Consider the following 19,313-nt stretch of genomic DNA (forward strand, 5'->3'; position numbering starts at 1 on the left):
CCGACACGGACCGCGGAGACGGCATGGACGAGGCACGGGCCCGGCAGGCCCTGACGGCGGCGGGCCTGGCAGGGGCGGGTTCGCCCGCTCCCCGGCTGCTGGCCCTCGGCGAGAACGCCGTCTTCGCGCTCGGCGACGACCTGGTCGCCAAGGTCGGCCGGGAGGCGGCGCTGCTGCCGCGGGCCGAGCTGGAACTCGCCGTGGCGGGCTGGCTCGCGGAGTCCGGGGTCCCCGCGGTCCGCGCGGCCGAACCGGAGCCGCGGCTGGTGGACGGGCACCCGGTGACCTTGTGGCACCGGCTCCCCGACGCGGTCCGCCCGGCCGGCCCGGAAGACCTCGCAGCGCTGCTGCGGCGGATCCACGCCCTGCCCGCGCCCCCCTTCGTCCTGCCCCCGCGCGATCTGCTGGGCGGGGTCGAGCGCTGGCTGCGGCTGGCGGGCGGGGCGATCGATCCGGCGGACGCGGCGTACCTGCGGGCCCGCCGCGACGGGTACGCCTCCCAGGTCGCCGCCCTCACCCCGCACCTCGCGCCGGGCCCGATCCACGGCGACGCGCTGCCCCGCAACGTGCACGTGGGCCCGGACGGGCCGGTCCTCGTGGACCTGGAGACGGTCTCCGCCGACCTGCGCGAGCACGACCTGGTGGTGATGGCCCTCTCCCGAGACCGGTACGCCCTGCCGGGCGCGGCGTACGAGGAGTTCACGGCGGCGTACGGCTGGGACGTGCGCGACTGGGAGGGCTGCGCGGTCCTGCGCGGCGCCCGCGAAACGGCCAGCTGCGCCTGGGTCTCCCAGCACGCCCCGGCCAACCCGAAGGCCCTGGCCGAGTTCCGCCGCCGGGTGACCTCCCTGCGCGAGGGCGACCCGGAAATCCGCTGGCACGCCTTCTAGGACCGGCGTATCGATTCCCCCATGAAACTTTCCCTCTCCCTCCACCGGGCCCGGCTCGGCCCGGCGGAGTTCCAGGTGATCCGCCCGGCCCGGCCGCCGGAGCGCGCGGTGCTGTCGGACGGCCGCTGGTACCTGGACGCCCAGGTCGACCAGCAGGCCGCGCAGCTCGTCGCCGCGCTGTGGTCGCTCGCCGCCACCTCCCCGCGCTCACTGGTCCACGTACCGCTGCGGCGCACCGATCCCGACACCGGGGAACCGGGCCTCGACCTGGTCCTCCTGCACCACTCGCTCCAGTTCGCCCCCTCGCGCTGGAAGGAGCTGCGAGCCCGGCTGGGACCGGGACGGCCGCGGACCGCGGACCTGCCCGGACCGCTTTCGGACGGCCGCGCCCGCGAGCTCCGGCCGGAGCGGCAGCACCGGGAGAACCGGGACCGGTTCCACCAGCGGGTCCACGCCGGGGCGCTGTTCATGACGGGCAGCGCCGCGTTGTTCGCCGACACCTCATGGCTCTTCGCCGACGTGGCCCACCGGGGTCCGGGGTACGTCCACGCCCGCCCCGACCACGGGCACTACTGCGCCCGGATGGGGCAGGGCGACGGCCTCGTCGCCGACGGCGGCGGCAGCGCGATCCACGTCGTCTACCGCGATCAGTGGCCGGACCGCTGACCCGCGGCCCCCTCCGGCGTCAGGCCGCCGCGCCGGATCCCGCGCCGGCCTGCCAGGCGCGGCCGATGCCGCGCAGCATCGCCGGGTACACCCCGAGGTGGCGGAAGGGCTTGATGCCCACCATGTAGAGGGCGCCGAGGAGTCCGTTCGGCTTGACCAGGATCGCCATCCGGCCGTGGTAGCCGCCCGCTCCGTCCTCGTCCGGGACCCAGCCGATGTGCAGGATCCCGTGCACGGTCCGGTTGGCGGTCTCCAGCGCCCACTCGTCATGCGTCTGGTAGACGGTGCTGAACGTGGGCGAACCGGACGCCGAACCCCGGGCGTTCGCCCGCAGGTCCTCGGGCAGCCGGTCCCGCAGGCTCGGCACCCGGCCGCCGAGGCCGTCGGCGGGCTTGTCCCAGCCGAGCAGCGCGCCCAGCTTCCAGCGGACCGCGAAGAGCACGCGCACCGCCGGAGAGGCGGCCTCGTGCTGCCCCCAGCCCTTCTCGAACTGCTCCACGAGCCGTGCGAGGTCGTCCGGACCGCCCGGCGTCGGGAGCTCCCACACGTCCTCGACCCGGAAGTCGCCGGCGATCTCGTGGATCCGCCAGGGCCGATCGGTGTGCGCGGTTCTGGGCAGTCTCATGAGCGAGCCCCGATCTGTGCGATCCCTTATGGAAAAGACTAGGGCTCTCGGTGTGGGCGAGGGCATCTTCCACGCGTGCTTCGGCGACGTCAGATCCGGTACGGCACCACGGGCCAGGCCCGCTCGACTATCGCCTCGGGGTCCGTGGTGCGCCGCAGGTAGCTCTGCAGCGAGGCCGCCTGTTCGGCCGCCGCGCGGATCTGGAGCTCGTGCAGGTCCGCCAGGGCGACCGTCCCTATCGCCGCGTGCACGGCGCCCATCCGCCGAGCGGCGCGGGCCGCCGCCAGCGCGTCCGCGCCCGCGTCGTGCGCCGCTTCCAGGCTCACCCCGTAGTGCTCGCAGAGGGCCTGGAGGGTGCGCCGGCCCTTGCGGTAGCGGTCCGCGTGCTTGTCCAGGACCAGGGGGTCGATGACGGGCGGCGCGGTCGTACCCGGCCAGCGCTCGCCCAGCGGGCGGATCCCGTGGCGGCGGCACTCGCGGTCCAGCAGGGTCAGGTCGTACCGCGCGTTCATCACCACCAGCGGGGTTCCCGAGCTCAGCGCCTCCACGAGCGTCCGGGTGATCTCCTCGATCGCCGGGGCCGCCGCCATCCCCCGCGAGCGGGCGTGGTCCGTGGAGATGCCGTGGATCGCCGAGGCCTGCTCCGGGATCGGCACGCCCGGGTCGACCAGCCAGGTCCGCTCGCGGGCCACCTGACCGTCCGGGCCGACCGTGAGGACGGCCGCCGTCACGATCCGGTCGGATTCGGTGTCGGTGCCCGTGGTCTCCAGGTCGAAGGCCACCATCGGCCCGCCGTGCCAGTCCCCCATCCAGTCCCCCGCCCGGTCCCCCATCGTGTTCCCCCCGTACCCGTCCCTCTACGTCAACGGCTTTCAGCCTGACACGGGCCACTGACAGCCCCGGAGGCGGGGCGGCCGGCGACCGCTCAGGACACCGGGCGGGAGTCCTGCCAGATCGACTCGAATTCCTCGCGGTAGGTCGGGAACAGCCCGTGCTCGTGGTCGGGCCGCACCGGTGCGGCCCGCCCGCCGCCGCGCAGGACGAGGACCGGCGCCTCCATGCCCCGGGCCCGGCGCAGGTACGACTGGACCACCGCGATGCCCGAGGACTCGCCCTCCACCAGGTACGCGGTGAAGCGCGGGGTCTCGTCGAAGACGTGGATCTCGAAGCGCGAGGGGTCGCGCAGGCCCGCCCGCACCCGCCGCACGTGCAGGATGTTCATCTCCACCGAGCGGCTCAGCTCGCCCTTGCGCAGGCCGAGCTCCCGCTCGCGCCGCTTGACGGCGCTGCTCGCCGGGTTGAGGAACAGCAGCCGCACCCGGCAGCCGGCCTCCGCGAGGCGTACGAGTCTTCGGCCCGAGAAGTTCTGGACCAGCAGGTTGAGCCCGATGCCGATGGCGTCGAGCCGCCGCGCGCCGCCGAAGAGGTCCTCGGCCGGGAGCTGGCGCTGAAGCCGCACCCGGTCCGGGTGGACGGAGATGACGTCCGCGTACCGGTCGCCGACCAGGTCCTCGACGGCGTCGATGGGCAGCCGGTCCGCCGCCGGGGAGCCCGCGCCGCCGCCCAGTACCTCCAGCAGCCGCGCCGATGCCCGCTCGGCCTGTTCCAGGACGGCCCGGGACAGGGCCCGGTTCCGCGAGACGACGTTGCGCGTGACCTCCAGCTCGTCCAGCGCCTGCTCGATCTCGCGCCGGTCGTCGAAGTAGGGCTCGAAGCAGGGCCAGTGCTGGACCATCAGTTCCCGCAGCTGCGGGAGGGTGAGGAAGCTCAGCACGTTGTCGTCGGCGGAGTCCAGCAGGTAGCCCTTGCGGCGGCTGACCTCGCGTACGGCGACCGCCCGCTGCACCCACTCCTGGCCGGCGGGGCCGGCCGCGGCCACCACCCAGTCGTCGCCTCCGTGCACGGGCTCGTAGACGGGCCGGAGCACCGCTCCGACCACGGAGCGCAGCCGCTGTTCGATCAGGTTCAGCCAGATGTACGCACGGCCGGCGCGCTGGGCCCGGGTCCGGACCTCGCTCCAGGCGTCCGCGCCCCAGTCCAGCTCGGCGCCGGCTCCCGCCTGCGCCTTCCCGGTACCGCCGGCTTCCGGCGGGGCCAGCGACACGGCCCCGGCGGGAATCGCGCCGGCCGTCCCGCCCGCGGCGTCCGCCGGGCCGCCCTCGTGACCGCCGTCACCAGGGGGCAGCTCCAGACCTCCCGAGCTCACCCGTGCACCGCCTCCTGCGTCTGGACGCCCGTCTCCAGTGATCACGGAAGGGTACTCCGCGCGTGCGGCACCCTGCAGCCCGATGCGGCCCCTGCGGCCCGACGCGGGCTCAGGGTCCGTACCCGGTCCGTCCGTTGGCTTATTATCCGCTCTGCCGACGATCGGATCTCCCCATCGTCCGCCCACCCTCTTATCAGCTCTCCGGGTCACCCGGTAGGACCCTCCCAAGTCCCCGCGTGGAAGCCCGGTTTCGGGGAAGATCTGCCAGTGACGTGGTCCACGCCGGATCAGCCCGACACAGAGGGGAAGAGTCGTTTTCTATGCAGGTCTGGCCGGGACAGGCGTATCCGCTCGGTGCCACGTATGACGGCGCCGGCACCAATTTCGCGGTCTATTCGGAGGCCGCCCGACGCATCGAACTGTGTCTGCTGCACGACGACGGTTCGGAGACCGCGATCGAGCTGCGCGAGACCGACGCGTTCGTCCGGCACGCCTACCTGCCGGGCATCATGCCCGGTCAGCGCTACGGGTTCCGGGTCCACGGACCCTACGAGCCGGAGCGCGGACGGCGCTGCAACGCGGCGAAGCTGCTCCTGGACCCGTACGCGCGGGCCATCGCGGGCAGCGTCGACTGGGGCGAGGAGGTGTACGGCTACCACTTCGGCCGGCCCGACTCCCGCAACGATCTGGACTCCGCGCCCAAGAGCATGAGTTCGGTCGTGGTCAACCCGTACTTCGACTGGGCCAACGACCGGCCGCCGCGCCACGAGTACCACCACACCGTGCTCTACGAGGCCCACGTGAAGGGCCTGACCATGCGTCACCCGGACCTCCCCGAGGAGCTGCGCGGCACGTACGGGGCGCTCGCGCACCCCGCGGTCATCGGGCACCTGACCAAGCTGGGTGTGACGGCGCTGGAGCTGATGCCGGTCCACCAGTTCGTCAACGACCACCGCCTCGTGGACGACGGGCTCAGCAACTACTGGGGCTACAACACCATCGGCTTCTTCGCCCCGCACAACGGCTACGCCTCGGGCGACCGCGGCCAGCAGGTGCTGGAGTTCAAGTCGGCCGTCCGGGCCCTGCACGAGGCCGGCATCGAGGTGATCCTCGACGTGGTCTACAACCACACCGCCGAGGGGAACCACCTGGGCCCGACCCTGTCCTTCCGGGGGCTGGACAACGCCTCGTACTACCGGCTCGCGGACGATCCGCGGCACTACATGGACACCACGGGCACCGGGAACTCGCTGCTGATGCGTTCCCCGCACGTGCTCCAGCTGATCATGGACTCGCTGCGGTACTGGGTCACCGAGATGCACGTGGACGGCTTCCGCTTCGACCTGGCGGCCACGCTGGCCCGCCAGTTCCACGAGGTGGACCGGCTGTCCTCGTTCTTCGACCTGGTCCAGCAGGATCCGGTGGTCAGCCAGGTCAAGCTGATCGCGGAGCCCTGGGACCTGGGCGAAGGCGGCTACCAAGTGGGCAACTTCCCGCCGCTGTGGACCGAGTGGAACGGCAAGTACCGCGATACCGTACGGGACTTGTGGCGCGGGCAGCCGCGCACGCTCGCGGAGTTCGCGGGCCGGCTGACTGGCTCCTCCGACCTCTACCAGGACGACGGCCGGCGGCCGCTGGCCTCGATCAACTTCACCACCTGCCACGACGGTTTCACCCTGAACGACCTGGTCTCGTACAACGAGAAGCACAACGAGGCCAACCGCGAGGGCAACCGGGACGGCGAGACGCACAACCGGTCCTGGAACTGCGGGGTGGAGGGGCCGACGGAGGACCCGGAGATCGGGGAGCTGCGCGAGCGCCAGATGCGCAACTTCCTTGCCACGCTGATGCTTTCGCAGGGCGTGCCGATGATCAGCCACGGCGACGAGTTCGCCCGGACCCAGGGCGGCAACAACAACGCCTACTGCCAGGACAACGAACTGTCGTGGGTGACCTGGCCGGAGCCCGGCAAACCCGAGCCCGCGCTGCTGGAGTTCACCCGGCAGATGGTGTGGCTGCGGCGCGAGCACCCGGTGTTCCGGCGGCGCCGGTTCTTCCACGGCCGTCCCGTGGAGGGCACGCACGACGAGCTCTCGGACATCGCGTGGTTCACCCCGCACGGCGAGGAGATGCGGGCCCGTGACTGGCAGGCGCAGCACGCGCGGGCGCTGGCGGTGTTCCTGAACGGGGAGGCCATCTCGGAGCCGGGCACCCGCGGGGAGCGGATCACCGACGACTCGTTCCTCCTGATGTTCAACGCGGGTGCGGAGGCCCAGGACTTCACGGTCCCGGCCGGGCACGGCGCGCAGTGGCGGCTGGTCGTGGACACGGCGCGTCCGGAGGTACTGGCACCCGGTACCGGGCCGCAGTACGCGGCCGGGGACCGGGTGACCCTGGCAGGACGGTGTCTGGTGGTGCTTCAGCGCCCGGCATAGGCGCCGCTCCGGCGCCCGGCGCGGGCCCGGGCGGCGCCCGGCACAGGCGCCGCCGCGGCGCCCGGCACAGGCGCCGCCGCGGCGCCCGGCACAGGCGCCGCCGCGGCGCCCGGACCGGGCGCCGCCCGGGCGCAGGGCTCGGGCGCCGCCTCAGTGCCCGGCGTAGGCGGCGCCTTCCACGAAGGCGTCCGGCCGGGCGCCCCCGCCGGCCACCACCGGGGCGTGCGTACGGCCCGACGGCACCCGGGTGACCAGGGCCAGGACCAGGCACAGGGCGGCGGCCCCCACGGCCACCGCGAAGGCCGCGGAGGGCCCGTACCACTCGGCGAGCCGCCCGGAGACGGCGAGCGAGGCGGCCTGTCCGGCGACCAGCGAGCTGGTGGCGAAGGCCATCGACTCGGCGAGCCGGCTGGGGCTCACCGCGCGCTCGGTGATGGCGAAGGCGGTGATCAGGTGCGGGGCGTAGGCGGCTCCGAGGACGGTGACGACCGCGTACAGCGGCCACAGCGTCTGCGTGAAGAGCAGCGGTACGGAGAGCACGAGCGCGGCGGCGGTGGCCCACCGCCAGCGCAGCCGCAGCCCGAAGCGGGCGGGCAGCGCGCCGAGCGAGAGCCCGACGGCGGCGCTGACGACTCCCATGGCCGCGTACACGATGCCGGCCTGGCCGGGGACGCCCAACTGCGCGGTCAGGGCGGCGATTCCGGCCTGGCAGGCGCCGAACATGGCGCCCTGGAGGGCGAGGGAGCCCCGCACGGCGAAGACCACGCGCGGCGGGCGGACCCGGACGCGGTCCTTCTTCCGGCCGGCTCCCGCGGGCACTCCGGCCGTGACGGCGGCGGTCGGGTGCAGTGCGTAGAGGCTGCCGAAGACGGCGACGAGGGCGGCCGCGCCGCCGAGGGCGACGGCCGGGTGCAGGACGAGGGTGGCCAGCCCCACGAGGGCGGGCCCGAAGACGAAGGAGACCTCGTCCAGGGTGCCTTCGAGGGAGTGGATGGCGCCCACGACGCCCTCGTCGGACTTGGCGCGGTGGGCCAGCGCCACGGAGCGGGTACGGGCGAGCGGGCCGATCAGCGGGACGGAGGCCCCGGTGACGAAGCCGATCGCGGCGAGCGGGACGGTGGCGAGCTCGGAGAGCGCCCCGGCCACCAGGGCGGCGGTCGCCACCGCGTTGACGGCGGCGGCCGTCAGGACGACGGAACGCTGCCCGTGACGGTCGGCGAGCCGGCCCAGGACGGGTCCGAAGACCACCTGTCCGGCGGAGAGGGTGCCGCCGACTATGCCCGCGGTGGCGAGGGAGCCGCTGGTCTCGGCGACGAGGAGGACGCTGCCGAACTGCGACATCGCGACGGGCAGTCGGGCGAGGAAGGAGATGAGCGGGAGTAGGGGCCCGGTCAGGGCAATGACTCTTCGATAGGTGTTGACGGTTCCAAACACTTGAGCAACGTTAACCCGGCGCAGTCACCCGGATGCATTGGGTAATGGCACGGAATCCCGCATCCTGGGTACGTACGTTCTCATGAGCCTGCCCCCGCGTACCGGTCGCCCGAGTCCCGATTTCAACCGGCCTGAATCCGATGGACCACCGGCCGTCATCCCGGCGTCGACCTACCGCCTTCAGCTGCGCCCCGAGTTCACCTTCGGCCACGCCCGGGCCGTCGTACCGTACCTCGCCTCGCTCGGCGTGTCCCACCTGCACCTGTCCCCCGTGCTGGAGGCGGTGCCCGGTTCCTCCCACGGTTACGACGTCACCGACCACACCCGGGTCCGGGTGGAGCTGGGCGGGGAGGAGGGGCTGCGGGCCCTGGCCGCCGAGGCCCGGGCGCACGACCTCGCACTGGTGCTCGACATCGTGCCGAACCACATGGCGCTGCCTACGCCGCTGCGCCTCAACCGGCCCCTGTGGGAGGTGGCCCGGGAGGGCCCCGGCTCACCGTACGCGCGCTGGTTCGACATCGACTGGGAAGCGGGCGGGGGGCAGCTGCTGCTGCCCGTGCTCGCGGAGCCGCTGGATCCCGCCGAGGTCAAGGTCGACGGGAGGGGCGAGCGGGCCGTCCTGCGGATCGGGGAGCTGGAGTTCCCGCTCCGGGAGGGCACGGCCGGGCTGGAGCCGGCGGCGCTGCTCGCCGCCCAGTGGTACCGGCCCGCGTGCTGGCGGGAGGCCCGGACCGGCCTCAACTACCGACGCTTCTTCACCATTTCGGAGCTGATCGGGGTGCGCGTCGAGGACCCCGAGGTCTTCGGCGCCACCCACGCCAAGGTGCTGGAGCTGGTCCGGGACGGGGTCGCCGAAGGTCTGCGGATCGACCACGTGGACGGACTGGCGGACCCCGAGGGCTACCTGCGGCGGCTGCGGGACGCCGTCGGCCGGGACTGCTGGGTGGTGGTCGAGAAGATCCTGGCCCGCGAGGAACGGCTCGCTCCCGCCTGGCCGGTGGCCGGGACCACCGGGTACGACGCGCTGTACCGGGTGGACGGGGTGCTGACCGACCCGGCCGGGGCCGCACGGCTCGACGCCCGGTTCCGCGGGGCGACCGGGCAGCCCCGGTGGGAGGTGACGGCCTCGGCGGGCGCCCGGGAGGTCCTGACCGGCGACCTGGCCGCGGAGCTCGCCACCCTGGAGCGACTGGCCGGTTCGGAACTGGCCTTTGCCGTACGCGAGTTGCTCATCGCCTACCCCGTCTACCGGCCCTACCCCGGCGATCCGGACCTCGCCCCCGAGGCCCTGGAGCGGGCCGCCGCGGAGGCCGGCGCGGCCCCGGTGGCGGGCGTACGCGAACTCCTGCTGCGGGACCCGGCCTTCGCGGCCCGCTTCGCCCAGACCTCGGCGGCCCTGCGCGCCAAGTCCCTCGAGGACAGGGCCTTCTACCGGTACGCCCCGCTGCTGTCGGCCACCGAGGTGGGCGGGGATCCGGGGGCTCCGGCGGTCACGGTGGCGGAGTTCCACGCGTACTGCGCCGAGCGGGCGGCGCTGTGGCCCCGCTCCGGGACGGTGCTGACCACGCACGACACGAAGCGCAGCGCGGACGTCCGGGCACGGATCTCGGCGCTCTCGCAGGACCCGGAGTGCGTACCGGCCCCGGCCGGGGCGGATCCCCAACTCGCCTGGGTGGCCTGGCAGACGGCGTTCGGACTCGGGGCCGACGGCGCCGCCCCGGAACGCGCCGACCGGCTCGCGCAGGCCCTGCTGAAGGCCGTCCGCGAAGCGGCCCTGCACACCACGTGGACCGAGCAGGACCCCGCCTACGAGGCCACGGTCCCGGAGCACCTCCCGAAGGCCGCCCCGGAGCCGGCCGGCGCCCTGGCGCAGGCGGCCCGCGCCAACCTGCTCGGCGGGACGCTGCTGCACCTGGCGATGCCCGGGGTCCCGGAGGTCTACCAGGGCTCCGAGACGGAGTACCGGGCCCTGGTAGACCCGGACAACCGCAGGCCCGCCGTCTTCCCCCGGGAGACCCTGGCCCGACTGGACGCGGGGGCCGCGCCCTCGGGCACGGCCGAGGAGAAGCTCGCCCTCACCGCCGCCCTGCTGCGGCTGCGGCGGAGCGAGCCCGGCCTGTTCACGGGCTACGCCCCGCTGCTCGCCCGGGGCCCGGCGGCGGAGCACTGCGTGGCCTTCGCCCGCTCGGCCGGCCTGGTGGCGGTGGCCACCCGCCTGGCGCACGGCCTGGCGGGAGCCGGCGGCTGGCGGAACACGACCCTGCCCCTCCCGCCGGGGCGCTGGCGGCGCCTCCCCCTCCCCGGGGCCGCGCCCGCAGCCTCGTACACGGGCGAGCTGCCGCTCGCGCACCTCCTCGGCGAAGCCTCCCCGGTCGCCGTCCTCCTCCGGGAGGACCCGAGCCCGGCGTGAGCCCGGGGGCCGCCGCCCGCCAGGGCTGCTCCCGGGCGGGCGGCGGCCCCGGCGGCTCCCGGCGCGGCCCGGGCCGGGCGAAGACGGCTAGGGCAGGCTCGTGGCGGGAATGGGATCACCTGTGACCCTCATCCGTGACATGTGCTACCCCACACCCCACGAACTGGCCCTGGCCGCCCGCGCCCTGGCCGATGAACACCCCGCCCTGGCCCGGCTCCGCCGGATCGGCGCGTCCCGGGCCGGGGAGCCCCTGTGGCTGCTCTCCGTGGGCTCCACGGCGACGGCCACGACCGGCGGCTCGACCGCTCCGAACGTGCTCGTCGTCGCCGGCGCCCACGCCAACGAGCCCGTGGGCGGGGCCACCGCCCTCGCGCTGGCCCGCCACCTGATCCGTGTACCCGCCGCCGGAACCACCTGGCACTTCCTGCTCTGCGCCGACCCCGACGGCGCGGCCCTGCACCGCACGCCCCGCCCGTACTCCCTGCTCGACTACCACCGGAACTTCTTCCGGCCTCCCGGTCCCGAACAGCCCGAGTGGGCGCCGTCTTTACTGCCCCCGGACCGCCTCCCGCCGGAGACCCTCGCCCTGACCCGGCTCATCGACGAACTCCGGCCCGCCCTCCAGGTCTCCCTGCACGGAACCGATCTCGGCGGCTCCTGGGTGCAGCTGACGCGGGACATACCGGGTCTCGCCGAGCCCTTCGGCAAATCGGCCGCCGAGCTGCGCATTCCCGTGGAGACCAGCGCCTCGGACGCCTCGGGCTGGCCCTCGCCGGGGGCGGGGATCTTCGTGATGCCCCAGCCCGGGACCACAGCCGACGGGCCGTTCCACCCCGAGGACACCCGGCTCAGCACCTGGTACCACGCCCACCGGCACGCCGGCACGACCGCGATCGTCGAAGTCCCCATGTGGGCCTCGGACCTGGTGGACGACCCGGCCCCGCATCCCGACCCCCGCGCCGCCCTGCGCGTCCTGGCCGGCCGGCTCACCGCCGACGCCGCCCGGGTGGCGGCCCTGCGCGAGGGCGCGGCCGGCGGTACGGATCCGGCCGCCGCGGCCCTGCTGCGCGCGGTGGACTGGACGCTCGCGCTGATCCCCCGGATCACCGCCGAGTGGACGGGCCCCGGGGCCCCCGCCGAGGCGACGGCGGCGTACATCGGCAGCATCGACGCCTTCGGCCGAAGGCTCTCGCTGCGCGCGGCCGCGATGCTGCTGCGGGTGCTGCGCGCCGAGGGGCACCCGACGGCGCCGGCCGTGGACCGGCTGGTCACGGGGTGGTGCGAGGAGTTCGCGGACCGCTTCCAGGCACGCTGGGTCCCGGTGGCCACGCAGGTGGAGCACCAGTCCCGGGTCGTCCTGGCCGCCTACGACCGGCTCGTGGCGGCGGGCCGGTAGGCGGCGGGCGCGGTGGGGGTGTGCGGTGAGGGTGTGCGGTGAGGGTGTGCGCCGCCTACTCCACCGGCAGGGCGTACCGGAGCTTCGGCTTGCCGGTGGCTCCGAGCCGGTCGTAGAAGCGGATCGCGCCCTCGTTCCAGTCGGGCGTCTGCCACTCGACGTGGCCGAGGCCCAGCTCGCGGGCGAGCGCGGCCACCCCGTCCACGAGGGCGGCGCCGAGGCCGTGTCCGCGGGCCTCCTCGGCCAGGTAGAGGCAGTCCATGTGGAGGTAGTGGCGGGCCTCCCAGAAGGAGAACTCGGCCGAGCAGGCGGCGTACCCGGCGACCTCGCCCCGCGGGGTCTCGGCCAGCAGCACCCACAGCCGGGCCCCCTCGGCGAACAGCCGCGCGCCGAGCCGGTCGCCGAGACCGGCCGTACGGGGCGCGGACTTCTCGTACACCATGTGCTCGCGCATGAGCTCGACCAGGCGGGGCAGGTCCTCGGGGCGCGCGGGCCGTACGAGGGGGGCGGCAGAGGTGTGTTCCATGGGGGACATCCTCCGCACGACCCGCGTCCGGACGCCACCCGGGTCCCCGCACGGCCCCGCGGCCCGGGTGCCCTACAGCCCCACGGCCCCACGGCTCCGCAGCCTGGGGCCCCGGCCCTCAGCCGCCCGTCAGCCGGAAGCTCATCCGGCCGAAGCCGATCTGGTCACCGTCCCGCACCACCGCCGAGCCCGTCACGCGGCGCCCGTTGACCGTGGTCCCGTTCGTCGAGCCGAGGTCCCGCACCACCCAGACCCCGTCCCGGATGCCCAGTTCCGCGTGGGCCCGCGAGACCGTCTCGTGGCTCAGGCGCAGCCCGTTGCCCGGGTCGCGGCCGATCCGCAGCGGTCCGGCGCTGGGGTGCGGGAGGAGCAGCGGGGGCAGCTTCTCCACGGCCCACGCCCGGCGCACCCCCACGGACACCGCCGAGACCCGCCCCACCCAGCCGAACAGCCGCCGGGTCCACGGGCTCTCCCCCGCCTCCCTGCCCTCCAGGTCCGCGGTGAGCACGGCGAGGTCCTCGGAGCGGCGGGCGACGAGGGCGAGTTCCATGCGGCGCAGGAACGTGTCGTGCGACAGCTTTCCGACGGCGGCGCCCTCCCTGAGCTGGCCCAGGGCACGGTCGCGCTCGGCATCGGAGAGCCGCGGGGCGGGGAAGGGAGGGAACTCGAAACTCGACGTCACCAGGTGATTGTCGGCCTGTCGGGGGCAGAGTGTCCAGAACTCCCGCGCCCGGGCGGAGATGATGGCCCGGACACGCAGGTTGGGGTAGCGCCGCCAGACGAGGGGACCGTCCGTGCAGTTCGAGGTGTGGGCACCGCTGACAGACCGGGTCGTACTGCGGCTCGACGGGGCCGCGTACGCGATGGCGCCCGATCAGGAGCGCGCCGGCTGGTGGGTCGCGGAGGCCCCGGCCGCCGACGGAGCCCATTACGGGTTCCAGCTGGGCGCCGGCCCGGCGCCGCGCTTTCCCGGGGACGATCCGCGCGACCCGGTCCACCCCGGGCAGCACGCGGAACACCCGGAGCATCCGGGTCACCCGGACCACGTGCACCCCGTACGGCCCGATCCGCGCGGGCGGCGCCTTCCGGAGGGGCCCGACGGGCTCTCGGCCGTGGTCGACTTCGCCGCCCTCGCCCCCGCCGAGCCGGCCCCCGCGCCCCGGGTGGCGCTCCAGGACGCCGTCCTGTACGAGCTGCACGTCGGCACCTTCACCCCCGAGGGCACCTTCGACGCGGCCGCCGCCCGCCTCGGCCACCTCACCGCCCTCGGCATCACGCACGTCGAGCTGATGCCCGTCTGCTCCTTCCCCGGGCGGCACGGCTGGGGGTACGACGGGGTCGCGCCCTGGGCGGTGCACGAGCCGTACGGTGGCCCGGCCGGGCTGGTCCGGTTCGTGGAGGCCGCGCACGCCGCCGGGCTCGGCGTGGTGCTCGACGTGGTCCACAACCACCTCGGCCCCTCCGGCAATCACCTGCCCGTCTTCGGCCCGTACTTCACCGAGACCCACCACACCCCCTGGGGCGCGGCGGTGAACCTGGACGCACCCGGCTCCGACGAGGTGCGCGCCTACTTCCTGGGCAGCGCGCTGGCCTGGCTGCGCGACTACCGGATCGACGGGCTGCGGCTGGACGCGGTGCACGCGCTCGCCGACGACCGGGCGCTGACCTTCCTGGAGGAGCTGTCCGCGGCGGTGGACGAGCTGGCCGCCGAGACGGGCCGGCCGCTGTTCCTGATCGCGGAGTCCGACCGCTGCGATCCGCGCACCACGAGCCCGCGCGCCGCCGGGGGCCTGGGCCTGCACGCGCAGTGGAACGACGACTTCCACCACGCCCTGCACTGCGCGCTGACCGGTGAATCCCAGGCTTACTACGCGGACTTCGCCGAGGCCCCGCTCGGGGCGCTGGCCAAGACCATGACCCGGGCCTTCTTCCACGACGGGACCTGGTCCTCCTTCCGGGGCCGCCACCACGGCCGGGCGGTGGACCGCGGCCGCACCCCGGCGCACCGCTTCCTCGGCTACACCCAGACCCACGACCAGATCGGCAACCGCGCGCTGGGCGACCGGCTCGCGGCCTCCCTGTCCCCCGGGCTGCTGGCGTGCGCGGCGACGGTGGCGCTGACCGGGCCGTTCGTGCCGATGCTGTTCATGGGCGAGGAGTGGGGCGCCGGCACCCCGTGGCAGTACTTCACCGACCATCCCGACGAGGAGCTCGCCGAGGCGGTACGGGCGGGCCGGCGGCGGGAGTTCGCGGAGCACGGCTGGAAGGCGGAGGAGATCCCCGACCCCCAGGACCCGGCCACCCGGGACCGCTCCTGCCTCGACTGGGCCGAGCCGGGCGGGGGCTCCCACGCCCGGCTGCTGGACTGGTACCGCACCCTGATCGCGCTCCGCCGCTCCCACTCCGACCTGCGCGATCCCGATCTGGCGGCGCTGCGGATCGCCCATGACGAGGAGCGCCGCTGGCTGACGTTCCGCCGGGGCGACGTCCGCGTGGTGGTGAACCTCTCCGGGGAGCCGGTCACCGTCGCGCTCGGCCGCAACGGGGTCCGGGTGCTGGCCGCCTGGCTGCCCGTGGAACATCCGGACGCCGACGGGCGGGTCCACGTACCGGCCGAGTCGGCGGTGGTGCTGGGCCCCTAGTGACCTGGTTTGGAGATCCTGTCGCAGTAGCGGCAGATGCGGTCGAGGATCTGGTCGGCGGTCTTGGTCCACTTGAACGGCCTGGCCTGGTCGTTCCAGACCTCGATCCAGCCTTCGAGTGCGGCCTTGAGGTCGTCGAGTGAGCAGAACACTCCGCGTTCGAGGCAGCGTCGTTCCAGCTCGGCAAACCACCGCTCGACCTGGTTGATCCACGACGAGTACGTGGGAGTGAAGTGGAGCTGGAACCGGGGATGCGCAAGGAGCCACTTGCGCACGACCGGCGCCTTGTGGGCAGAGAGGTTGTCGCAGATGACGTGGACCGCCAGGCCCGGATCGGTCTGGCGGTCGATGTCGTCGAGGAAGTCCCGGAAGTCCACAGCCCGGTGCTGCGCGGACAGTTTCGTGATCACCCTGCCAGTCGCGGTGTTCAGGGCGGCGAACAGGTCGACGGTGCCATGCCGGACGTAGTCGAAGCTCCGCCGTTCGGGGACTCCGGGCAGCATCGGCAGGACCGGTGCGGTCCGCTCCAGGGCCTGGATCTGCGGTTTCTCGTCCACGGCGAACACGGCCGCGTTCGCCGGCGGGGCGAGGTAGAGGCCGACGACATCGCGGATCTTGTCGATCAGGAACGGGTCCGGGGAGATCTTGAAGGTCTCGGTCCGCCAGGGCTGCAGGCCGAAGGCATGCCAGATCCTCAGCACGCTCGCCGGGGAGATCCCCACCACCTTGGCCAGCTCCCGCTTCGACCAGTGTGTCCCGCCCGCAGGTGTCTGTTCGAGGGTGCGGACCACCACCTCTTCGACCTGGGCGTCGGTAATGGTCCGCGGCACCCCGGGCCGCGGCTCGTCCGACAGGCCGTTCAGGCGGTCCCGCAGGAACCGGGACCGCCATCTGGCTACCGTCTTGCGCTCAGTGTCCAACCGCGCGGCGACCACGGTGTTGTTCCACCCTCGTGCGCACGCGAGCACGATCCGCGCTCGCTGGGCCAGGCCCTGCGCAGTTGAACGCCGCCCGGCCCAGCTCTCCAACGTCAGTCGCTCAGCTTCCGACAGCACCACTGGCGGCAGCCTGTTATCGCCCATCCCGTCAGGACACCGGACCGAAACCCGCCCCGTCAGGCAGAACCCAAGATCTGAAACAGAACACGACTCATGGGGCGAGCCCAGACCTCAAACCCAGATCACTAGGGCGCGGGCCCAGGGGCCCGTGGAAACCCGGTCGCGGAGGCGCGGGCCCTTCTGATGGGATCGGGCCCATGAAGATCGAATCCAACGAGGAATCCGCGGGCGCCTGCGGGCGGGCGGGCACGGCCAAGTACGACCGGATCGGGGTGGGTTACCGGGAGGTCCGGCGGCCCGATCCCCGGCTGGCCGCGCTGATCGCGGACGCCCTGGGGGACGCCCGTACCGTGGTCAACGTCGGTGCGGGCGCCGGTTCGTACGAGCCGGAGGGCCTCGAGGTGACGGCCGTGGATCCGTCCCGGGTCATGCTCGACCAGCATCCGGGGGCCCGCAAGGTCAGGGCCGGCGCGGAGGAACTCCCCTTCCCCGACGGGGCTTTCGACGCCGCGATGGCCGTGATGACCGTCCACCACTGGCCGGACCCGGCGCGCGGGCTGGCCGAACTGCGGCGGGTCTCGCGGCGCCAGGCCGTCTTCACCTGGGATCCGGAGCACGCCACGGAGCTGTGGCTCTTCGAGGAGTACCTGCCGGAGGCCGGGAAGCGGGACCGCTCCGCCTTCACCCCGCTGTCCGTGGTGACCGGGGAGCTGGACGCGCACACCGTGGTGCCGTTCCCCGTCCCGCACGATTTCACCGACGGGTTCCGGGCCGCCTTCTGGCGCCGGCCCGAGTCCTACCTCGATCCGGTGGTACGGGCCGCCAGTTCCACCCTCGCGAGCCTGCCGGCCTCCGTCGTGGAGCCCGCGATCGCCCGGCTCCGCGAGGACCTGCGCTCGGGGGCCTGGCAGCGGCGGCACGCCGACCTGCTGGACCGGGAGAGCGTGGACTACGGCTACCGCCTGGTCCTCGCCGGGTCCTGAGACCCGGCGAGGAGGCACCCTCGTGCCGCCGAGCGCCTACTCCACCAAGGCCAGCTCCCGGGAAGCGTTGTTGAAGCTGCGGCAGCCGTCCGCGGTGACCGTGATGATGTCCTCGATCCGGACCCCGAACCGCCCCGGGAGGTAGATCCCCGGCTCCACGGAGAAGCACATGCCGGGGACGAGGGGCCGCTCCTCCCCTTCCACCATGTACGGCGGCTCGTGCGTGGTGACTCCGATGCCGTGGCCCGTGCGGTGGATGAACTGCTCGCCGTAGCCGAACTCGGTGATCACCGCGCGCGCCGCCCGGTCCACGTCCTGGCAGGCCGCCCCCGGACGGGCCGCCGCCACGCCCGCCAACTGGGCCTCGCGGACGATGTCGTGGACCCGCTGCTCCTCCTCGGTGGGCTCGCCGACGTGGACGGTACGGGAGATGTCGGAGCCGTAGCCGTGCTTGAGGCCGCCGAAGTCGAGGACCACCATGTCCCCGTTCCGGATGACCCGGTCACCGGCTTCGTGGTGCGGGTTGGCGCCGTTCGGGCCGGAGCCGACGACGGTGAAGTCCACCTGGGAGTGCCCGTGCACGCGCAGCAGCGCGTCCAGGTCGGCGGCGACGTCGCTCTCCCGGCGCCCGGCGAAGGGGACATGCAGGATCTGCGCGTACGCGGCGTCCGCCGCCTCGCCGGCGGCCGCGAGCCGGGCCAGCTCGCGCTCGTCCTTGACCGCGCGCAGCATCGGCAGCGCATCGCTCAGCGAGACGTACGAGGTCGTCGGCAACTCCCTTTGCAGCCCCAGCAGATGCAGCGCCCAGGCGTTGTCGCTGACCCCGAAGCGGCCGGTCACGTCGAGCAGCGGCGAGGTCACGCCGTACGGGTTCTTCCCGTCGGCCCAGTCCCGCAGGGTCAGGGCGCCCGCGCCGGGGGACTTCGCCGCGTCGGGCGCTTCCAGCGCGGGGACGACGAGGACGGGGTCCTGCCCGGCGGCGAGGACGAGCAGGGTCATCCGCTCGGTGTCGACGGGCCGGTACCCGGTGAGGTGGGCCAGGTCGGGCCCGGGGGCGACCAGCAGGCCTGCCAGGCCCGCGTCGGCGGCGGCCTGCGCGGCGGCGGCCATCCGGGCGGCGTAGTCGGCGGCCGTGAAGGGATCGAAGTCGTGGTCCATGACTCCGATCCTCCCGCGCCCCGCCCCGGGACGGCAGGGGCCGCGCCGGTTACCGCGACCCCACCCCCACACGGCCCGCCGCGCGGGGCTTGTCCCCTACCCGCCCTTCCACCGTTCCACCGTTCCCTGGGGCTCCGCCCCAGACCCCGCGCCTCACACGCCGGCGAGGCTGAATTTTGCCGCGCAGCGGCACATCCAGCCCGTCCGACGTTTGAGGACCGGGTCCGGGCAGCGCCCGGGGAACGGGCGAAGGGCGGGTAGGGGACGGCCCCCGCAGGGCTTCGCGTCAGGCCGGGGTCACCGCCCGCAGCGCCCACTCCAGCGGCCCCCGCCGCAGCTCCGTACCGCGCAGGAAGTGGGCCCAGGCCAGGCAGCCGATCACCGCGGCGCCCGAGAAGCCGCCACGGCCGGCGCCCGGCCGTCGGCGGCGACGAGCAGCCAGCCGGGGCCCTCGGGCGCGGGCGGCGGGCCGACGTGCACGGCGAACATGCCGAGGACGGCGATGCCGCGGGCGGCGTCGAGGCCGGTCAGTCGGTTTGGTCCCATACGGGTAGGGATGGGGATCCGGGGCCCGGGGTTGCCTGCGCACCGCCCGGACCCCCGCCCGGACCCCCGCCCGGACCCGCGCCCGAACCACCGGCCGGGCCCGCCCGAACCAGCCCCGTCCCGGGCCAGCCCGGGCCGCCGGAAAAGGCGTCGCGGGAGCACCCCGCTGATCAGCTATGCTGTGCTTGCACATCGAACGGGCGGTCCGCCGCCCTTCGTGGTGGGTGTAGCTCAGTTGGTAGAGCACCTGGTTGTGGTCCAGGTGGCCGCGGGTTCAAGTCCCGTCACTCACCCTGTTGATCCCGTGGGGGTCGCGAGTTTTCCTCGTGACCCCCACG

Annotated in this window: 16 protein-coding genes and 1 tRNA gene; 8 read left to right on the top strand and 9 right to left on the bottom strand. The window is 74.1% G+C overall.

Going from position 1 to position 19,313, the window contains the following annotated elements:
- Positions 1-23 precede the first annotated feature (23 nt).
- Positions 24-890 (top strand): phosphotransferase enzyme family protein, encoded by an 867-nt coding sequence (locus tag OG730_RS09475; RefSeq protein ID WP_327303816.1) that lies wholly within the window; start codon positions 24-26, stop codon positions 888-890.
- Positions 891-911: 21 nt separating this feature from the next.
- Positions 912-1,556, top strand: a complete 645-nt coding sequence (locus OG730_RS09480; protein WP_327303817.1) for a hypothetical protein — start codon at positions 912-914, stop codon at positions 1,554-1,556.
- 19 nt (positions 1,557-1,575) lie between these two features.
- Here the strand turns inward: OG730_RS09480 and OG730_RS09485 are convergent, their stop codons facing one another.
- From OG730_RS09485 to OG730_RS09495, 3 genes are all read right to left on the bottom strand, one after another.
- Positions 1,576-2,181 carry a DUF2867 domain-containing protein gene (locus OG730_RS09485; RefSeq protein WP_327303818.1) on the bottom strand — a complete coding sequence of 202 codons (606 nt, stop codon included), beginning with the start codon at positions 2,179-2,181 and terminating at the stop codon, positions 1,576-1,578.
- An 89-nt stretch (positions 2,182-2,270) separates the two neighbouring features.
- Positions 2,271-3,014, bottom strand: a complete 744-nt coding sequence (locus OG730_RS09490; RefSeq protein WP_327303819.1) for an exonuclease domain-containing protein — start codon at positions 3,012-3,014, stop codon at positions 2,271-2,273.
- A 92-nt stretch (positions 3,015-3,106) separates the two neighbouring features.
- Positions 3,107-4,387: a DUF5919 domain-containing protein gene (locus tag OG730_RS09495; RefSeq protein WP_327303820.1), complete on the bottom strand. Its 1,281-nt coding sequence runs from the start codon at positions 4,385-4,387 to the stop codon at positions 3,107-3,109.
- Positions 4,388-4,707: 320 nt separating this feature from the next.
- On the opposite strand from OG730_RS09495, the gene glgX reads away from it, so the two are divergent.
- Entirely contained in the window at positions 4,708-6,822 is a 2,115-nt protein-coding gene (gene glgX, locus OG730_RS09500; RefSeq protein WP_327303821.1) for a glycogen debranching protein GlgX, read from the top strand.
- Between the two features lie 150 nt (positions 6,823-6,972).
- Here glgX and OG730_RS09505 read toward each other — a convergent pair whose 3' ends face one another.
- Positions 6,973-8,256, bottom strand: coding sequence for an MFS transporter (locus tag OG730_RS09505; RefSeq protein WP_327303822.1), 1,284 nt, complete (start codon positions 8,254-8,256; stop codon positions 6,973-6,975).
- Positions 8,257-8,338: 82 nt separating this feature from the next.
- Here OG730_RS09505 and treY point away from each other — a divergent pair, with 82 nt between their 5' ends.
- Positions 8,339-10,666 (top strand): malto-oligosyltrehalose synthase, encoded by a 2,328-nt coding sequence (gene treY / locus OG730_RS09510; protein ID WP_327303823.1) that lies wholly within the window; start codon positions 8,339-8,341, stop codon positions 10,664-10,666.
- 121 nt (positions 10,667-10,787) lie between these two features.
- Complete coding sequence (locus OG730_RS09515) at positions 10,788-12,062, top strand: M14 family zinc carboxypeptidase (RefSeq protein WP_327303824.1); 1,275 nt, start codon at positions 10,788-10,790, stop codon at positions 12,060-12,062.
- Positions 12,063-12,117: 55 nt separating this feature from the next.
- On the opposite strand, the gene OG730_RS09520 is transcribed toward OG730_RS09515, so the two are convergent.
- The gene (locus OG730_RS09520; RefSeq protein ID WP_327303825.1) at positions 12,118-12,588 is read right to left on the bottom strand and encodes a GNAT family N-acetyltransferase; all 471 of its coding nucleotides are present in this window, start codon (positions 12,586-12,588) and stop codon (positions 12,118-12,120) included.
- Between the two features lie 118 nt (positions 12,589-12,706).
- Complete coding sequence (locus tag OG730_RS09525) at positions 12,707-13,270, bottom strand: FHA domain-containing protein (protein WP_327303826.1); 564 nt, start codon at positions 13,268-13,270, stop codon at positions 12,707-12,709.
- Between the two features lie 112 nt (positions 13,271-13,382).
- Between OG730_RS09525 and treZ the strand changes: the two genes are divergently transcribed.
- Entirely contained in the window at positions 13,383-15,230 is a 1,848-nt protein-coding gene (treZ, locus tag OG730_RS09530) for a malto-oligosyltrehalose trehalohydrolase (protein WP_327303827.1), read from the top strand.
- Here the strand turns inward: treZ and OG730_RS09535 are convergent.
- Positions 15,227-16,312 (bottom strand): IS630 family transposase, encoded by a 1,086-nt coding sequence (locus OG730_RS09535; RefSeq protein WP_327303547.1) that lies wholly within the window; start codon positions 16,310-16,312, stop codon positions 15,227-15,229. The two genes, treZ and OG730_RS09535, sit on opposite strands and share 4 nt — an antisense overlap.
- Before the next feature lie 173 nt (positions 16,313-16,485).
- Between OG730_RS09535 and OG730_RS09540 the strand changes: the two genes are divergently transcribed.
- Positions 16,486-17,271, top strand: coding sequence for a class I SAM-dependent methyltransferase (locus OG730_RS09540; protein ID WP_327303828.1), 786 nt, complete (start codon positions 16,486-16,488; stop codon positions 17,269-17,271).
- A gap of 36 nt (positions 17,272-17,307) precedes the next feature.
- Here OG730_RS09540 and OG730_RS09545 read toward each other — a convergent pair whose 3' ends face one another.
- Positions 17,308-18,429, bottom strand: a complete 1,122-nt coding sequence (locus OG730_RS09545) for a M24 family metallopeptidase (RefSeq protein WP_327303829.1) — start codon at positions 18,427-18,429, stop codon at positions 17,308-17,310.
- A gap of 378 nt (positions 18,430-18,807) precedes the next feature.
- The gene (locus OG730_RS09550; RefSeq protein ID WP_327303830.1) at positions 18,808-18,975 is read right to left on the bottom strand and encodes a hypothetical protein; all 168 of its coding nucleotides are present in this window, start codon (positions 18,973-18,975) and stop codon (positions 18,808-18,810) included.
- A 220-nt stretch (positions 18,976-19,195) separates the two neighbouring features.
- Between OG730_RS09550 and OG730_RS09555 the strand changes: the two genes are divergently transcribed.
- A tRNA-His gene (locus OG730_RS09555) sits at positions 19,196-19,268 on the top strand.
- Positions 19,269-19,313 lie beyond the last annotated feature (45 nt).

The sequence above is a fragment of the Streptomyces sp. NBC_01298 genome (assembly GCF_035978755.1).
Taxonomy (GTDB): Bacteria; Actinomycetota; Actinomycetes; order Streptomycetales; family Streptomycetaceae; genus Streptomyces.

Bases quoted from the DNA above. Each gene is read 5' to 3' on its own strand.
- OG730_RS09550 (WP_327303830.1), bottom strand. From the start codon at position 18,975: ATGGGACCAAACCGACTGACCGGCCTCGACGCCGCCCGCGGCATCGCC.
- OG730_RS09490 (WP_327303819.1), bottom strand. From the start codon at position 3,014: ATGGGGGACCGGGCGGGGGACTGGATGGGGGACTGGCACGGCGGGCCG.
- OG730_RS09540 (WP_327303828.1), top strand. From the start codon at position 16,486: ATGAAGATCGAATCCAACGAGGAATCCGCGGGCGCCTGCGGGCGGGCG.
- OG730_RS09475 (WP_327303816.1), top strand. From the start codon at position 24: ATGGACGAGGCACGGGCCCGGCAGGCCCTGACGGCGGCGGGCCTGGCA.
- OG730_RS09520 (WP_327303825.1), bottom strand. From the start codon at position 12,588: ATGGAACACACCTCTGCCGCCCCCCTCGTACGGCCCGCGCGCCCCGAG.
- OG730_RS09545 (WP_327303829.1), bottom strand. From the start codon at position 18,429: ATGGACCACGACTTCGATCCCTTCACGGCCGCCGACTACGCCGCCCGG.
- OG730_RS09480 (WP_327303817.1), top strand. From the start codon at position 912: ATGAAACTTTCCCTCTCCCTCCACCGGGCCCGGCTCGGCCCGGCGGAG.
- glgX (WP_327303821.1), top strand. From the start codon at position 4,708: ATGCAGGTCTGGCCGGGACAGGCGTATCCGCTCGGTGCCACGTATGAC.
- treY (WP_327303823.1), top strand. From the start codon at position 8,339: ATGAGCCTGCCCCCGCGTACCGGTCGCCCGAGTCCCGATTTCAACCGG.
- OG730_RS09485 (WP_327303818.1), bottom strand. From the start codon at position 2,181: ATGAGACTGCCCAGAACCGCGCACACCGATCGGCCCTGGCGGATCCAC.
- OG730_RS09535 (WP_327303547.1), bottom strand. From the start codon at position 16,312: ATGGGCGATAACAGGCTGCCGCCAGTGGTGCTGTCGGAAGCTGAGCGA.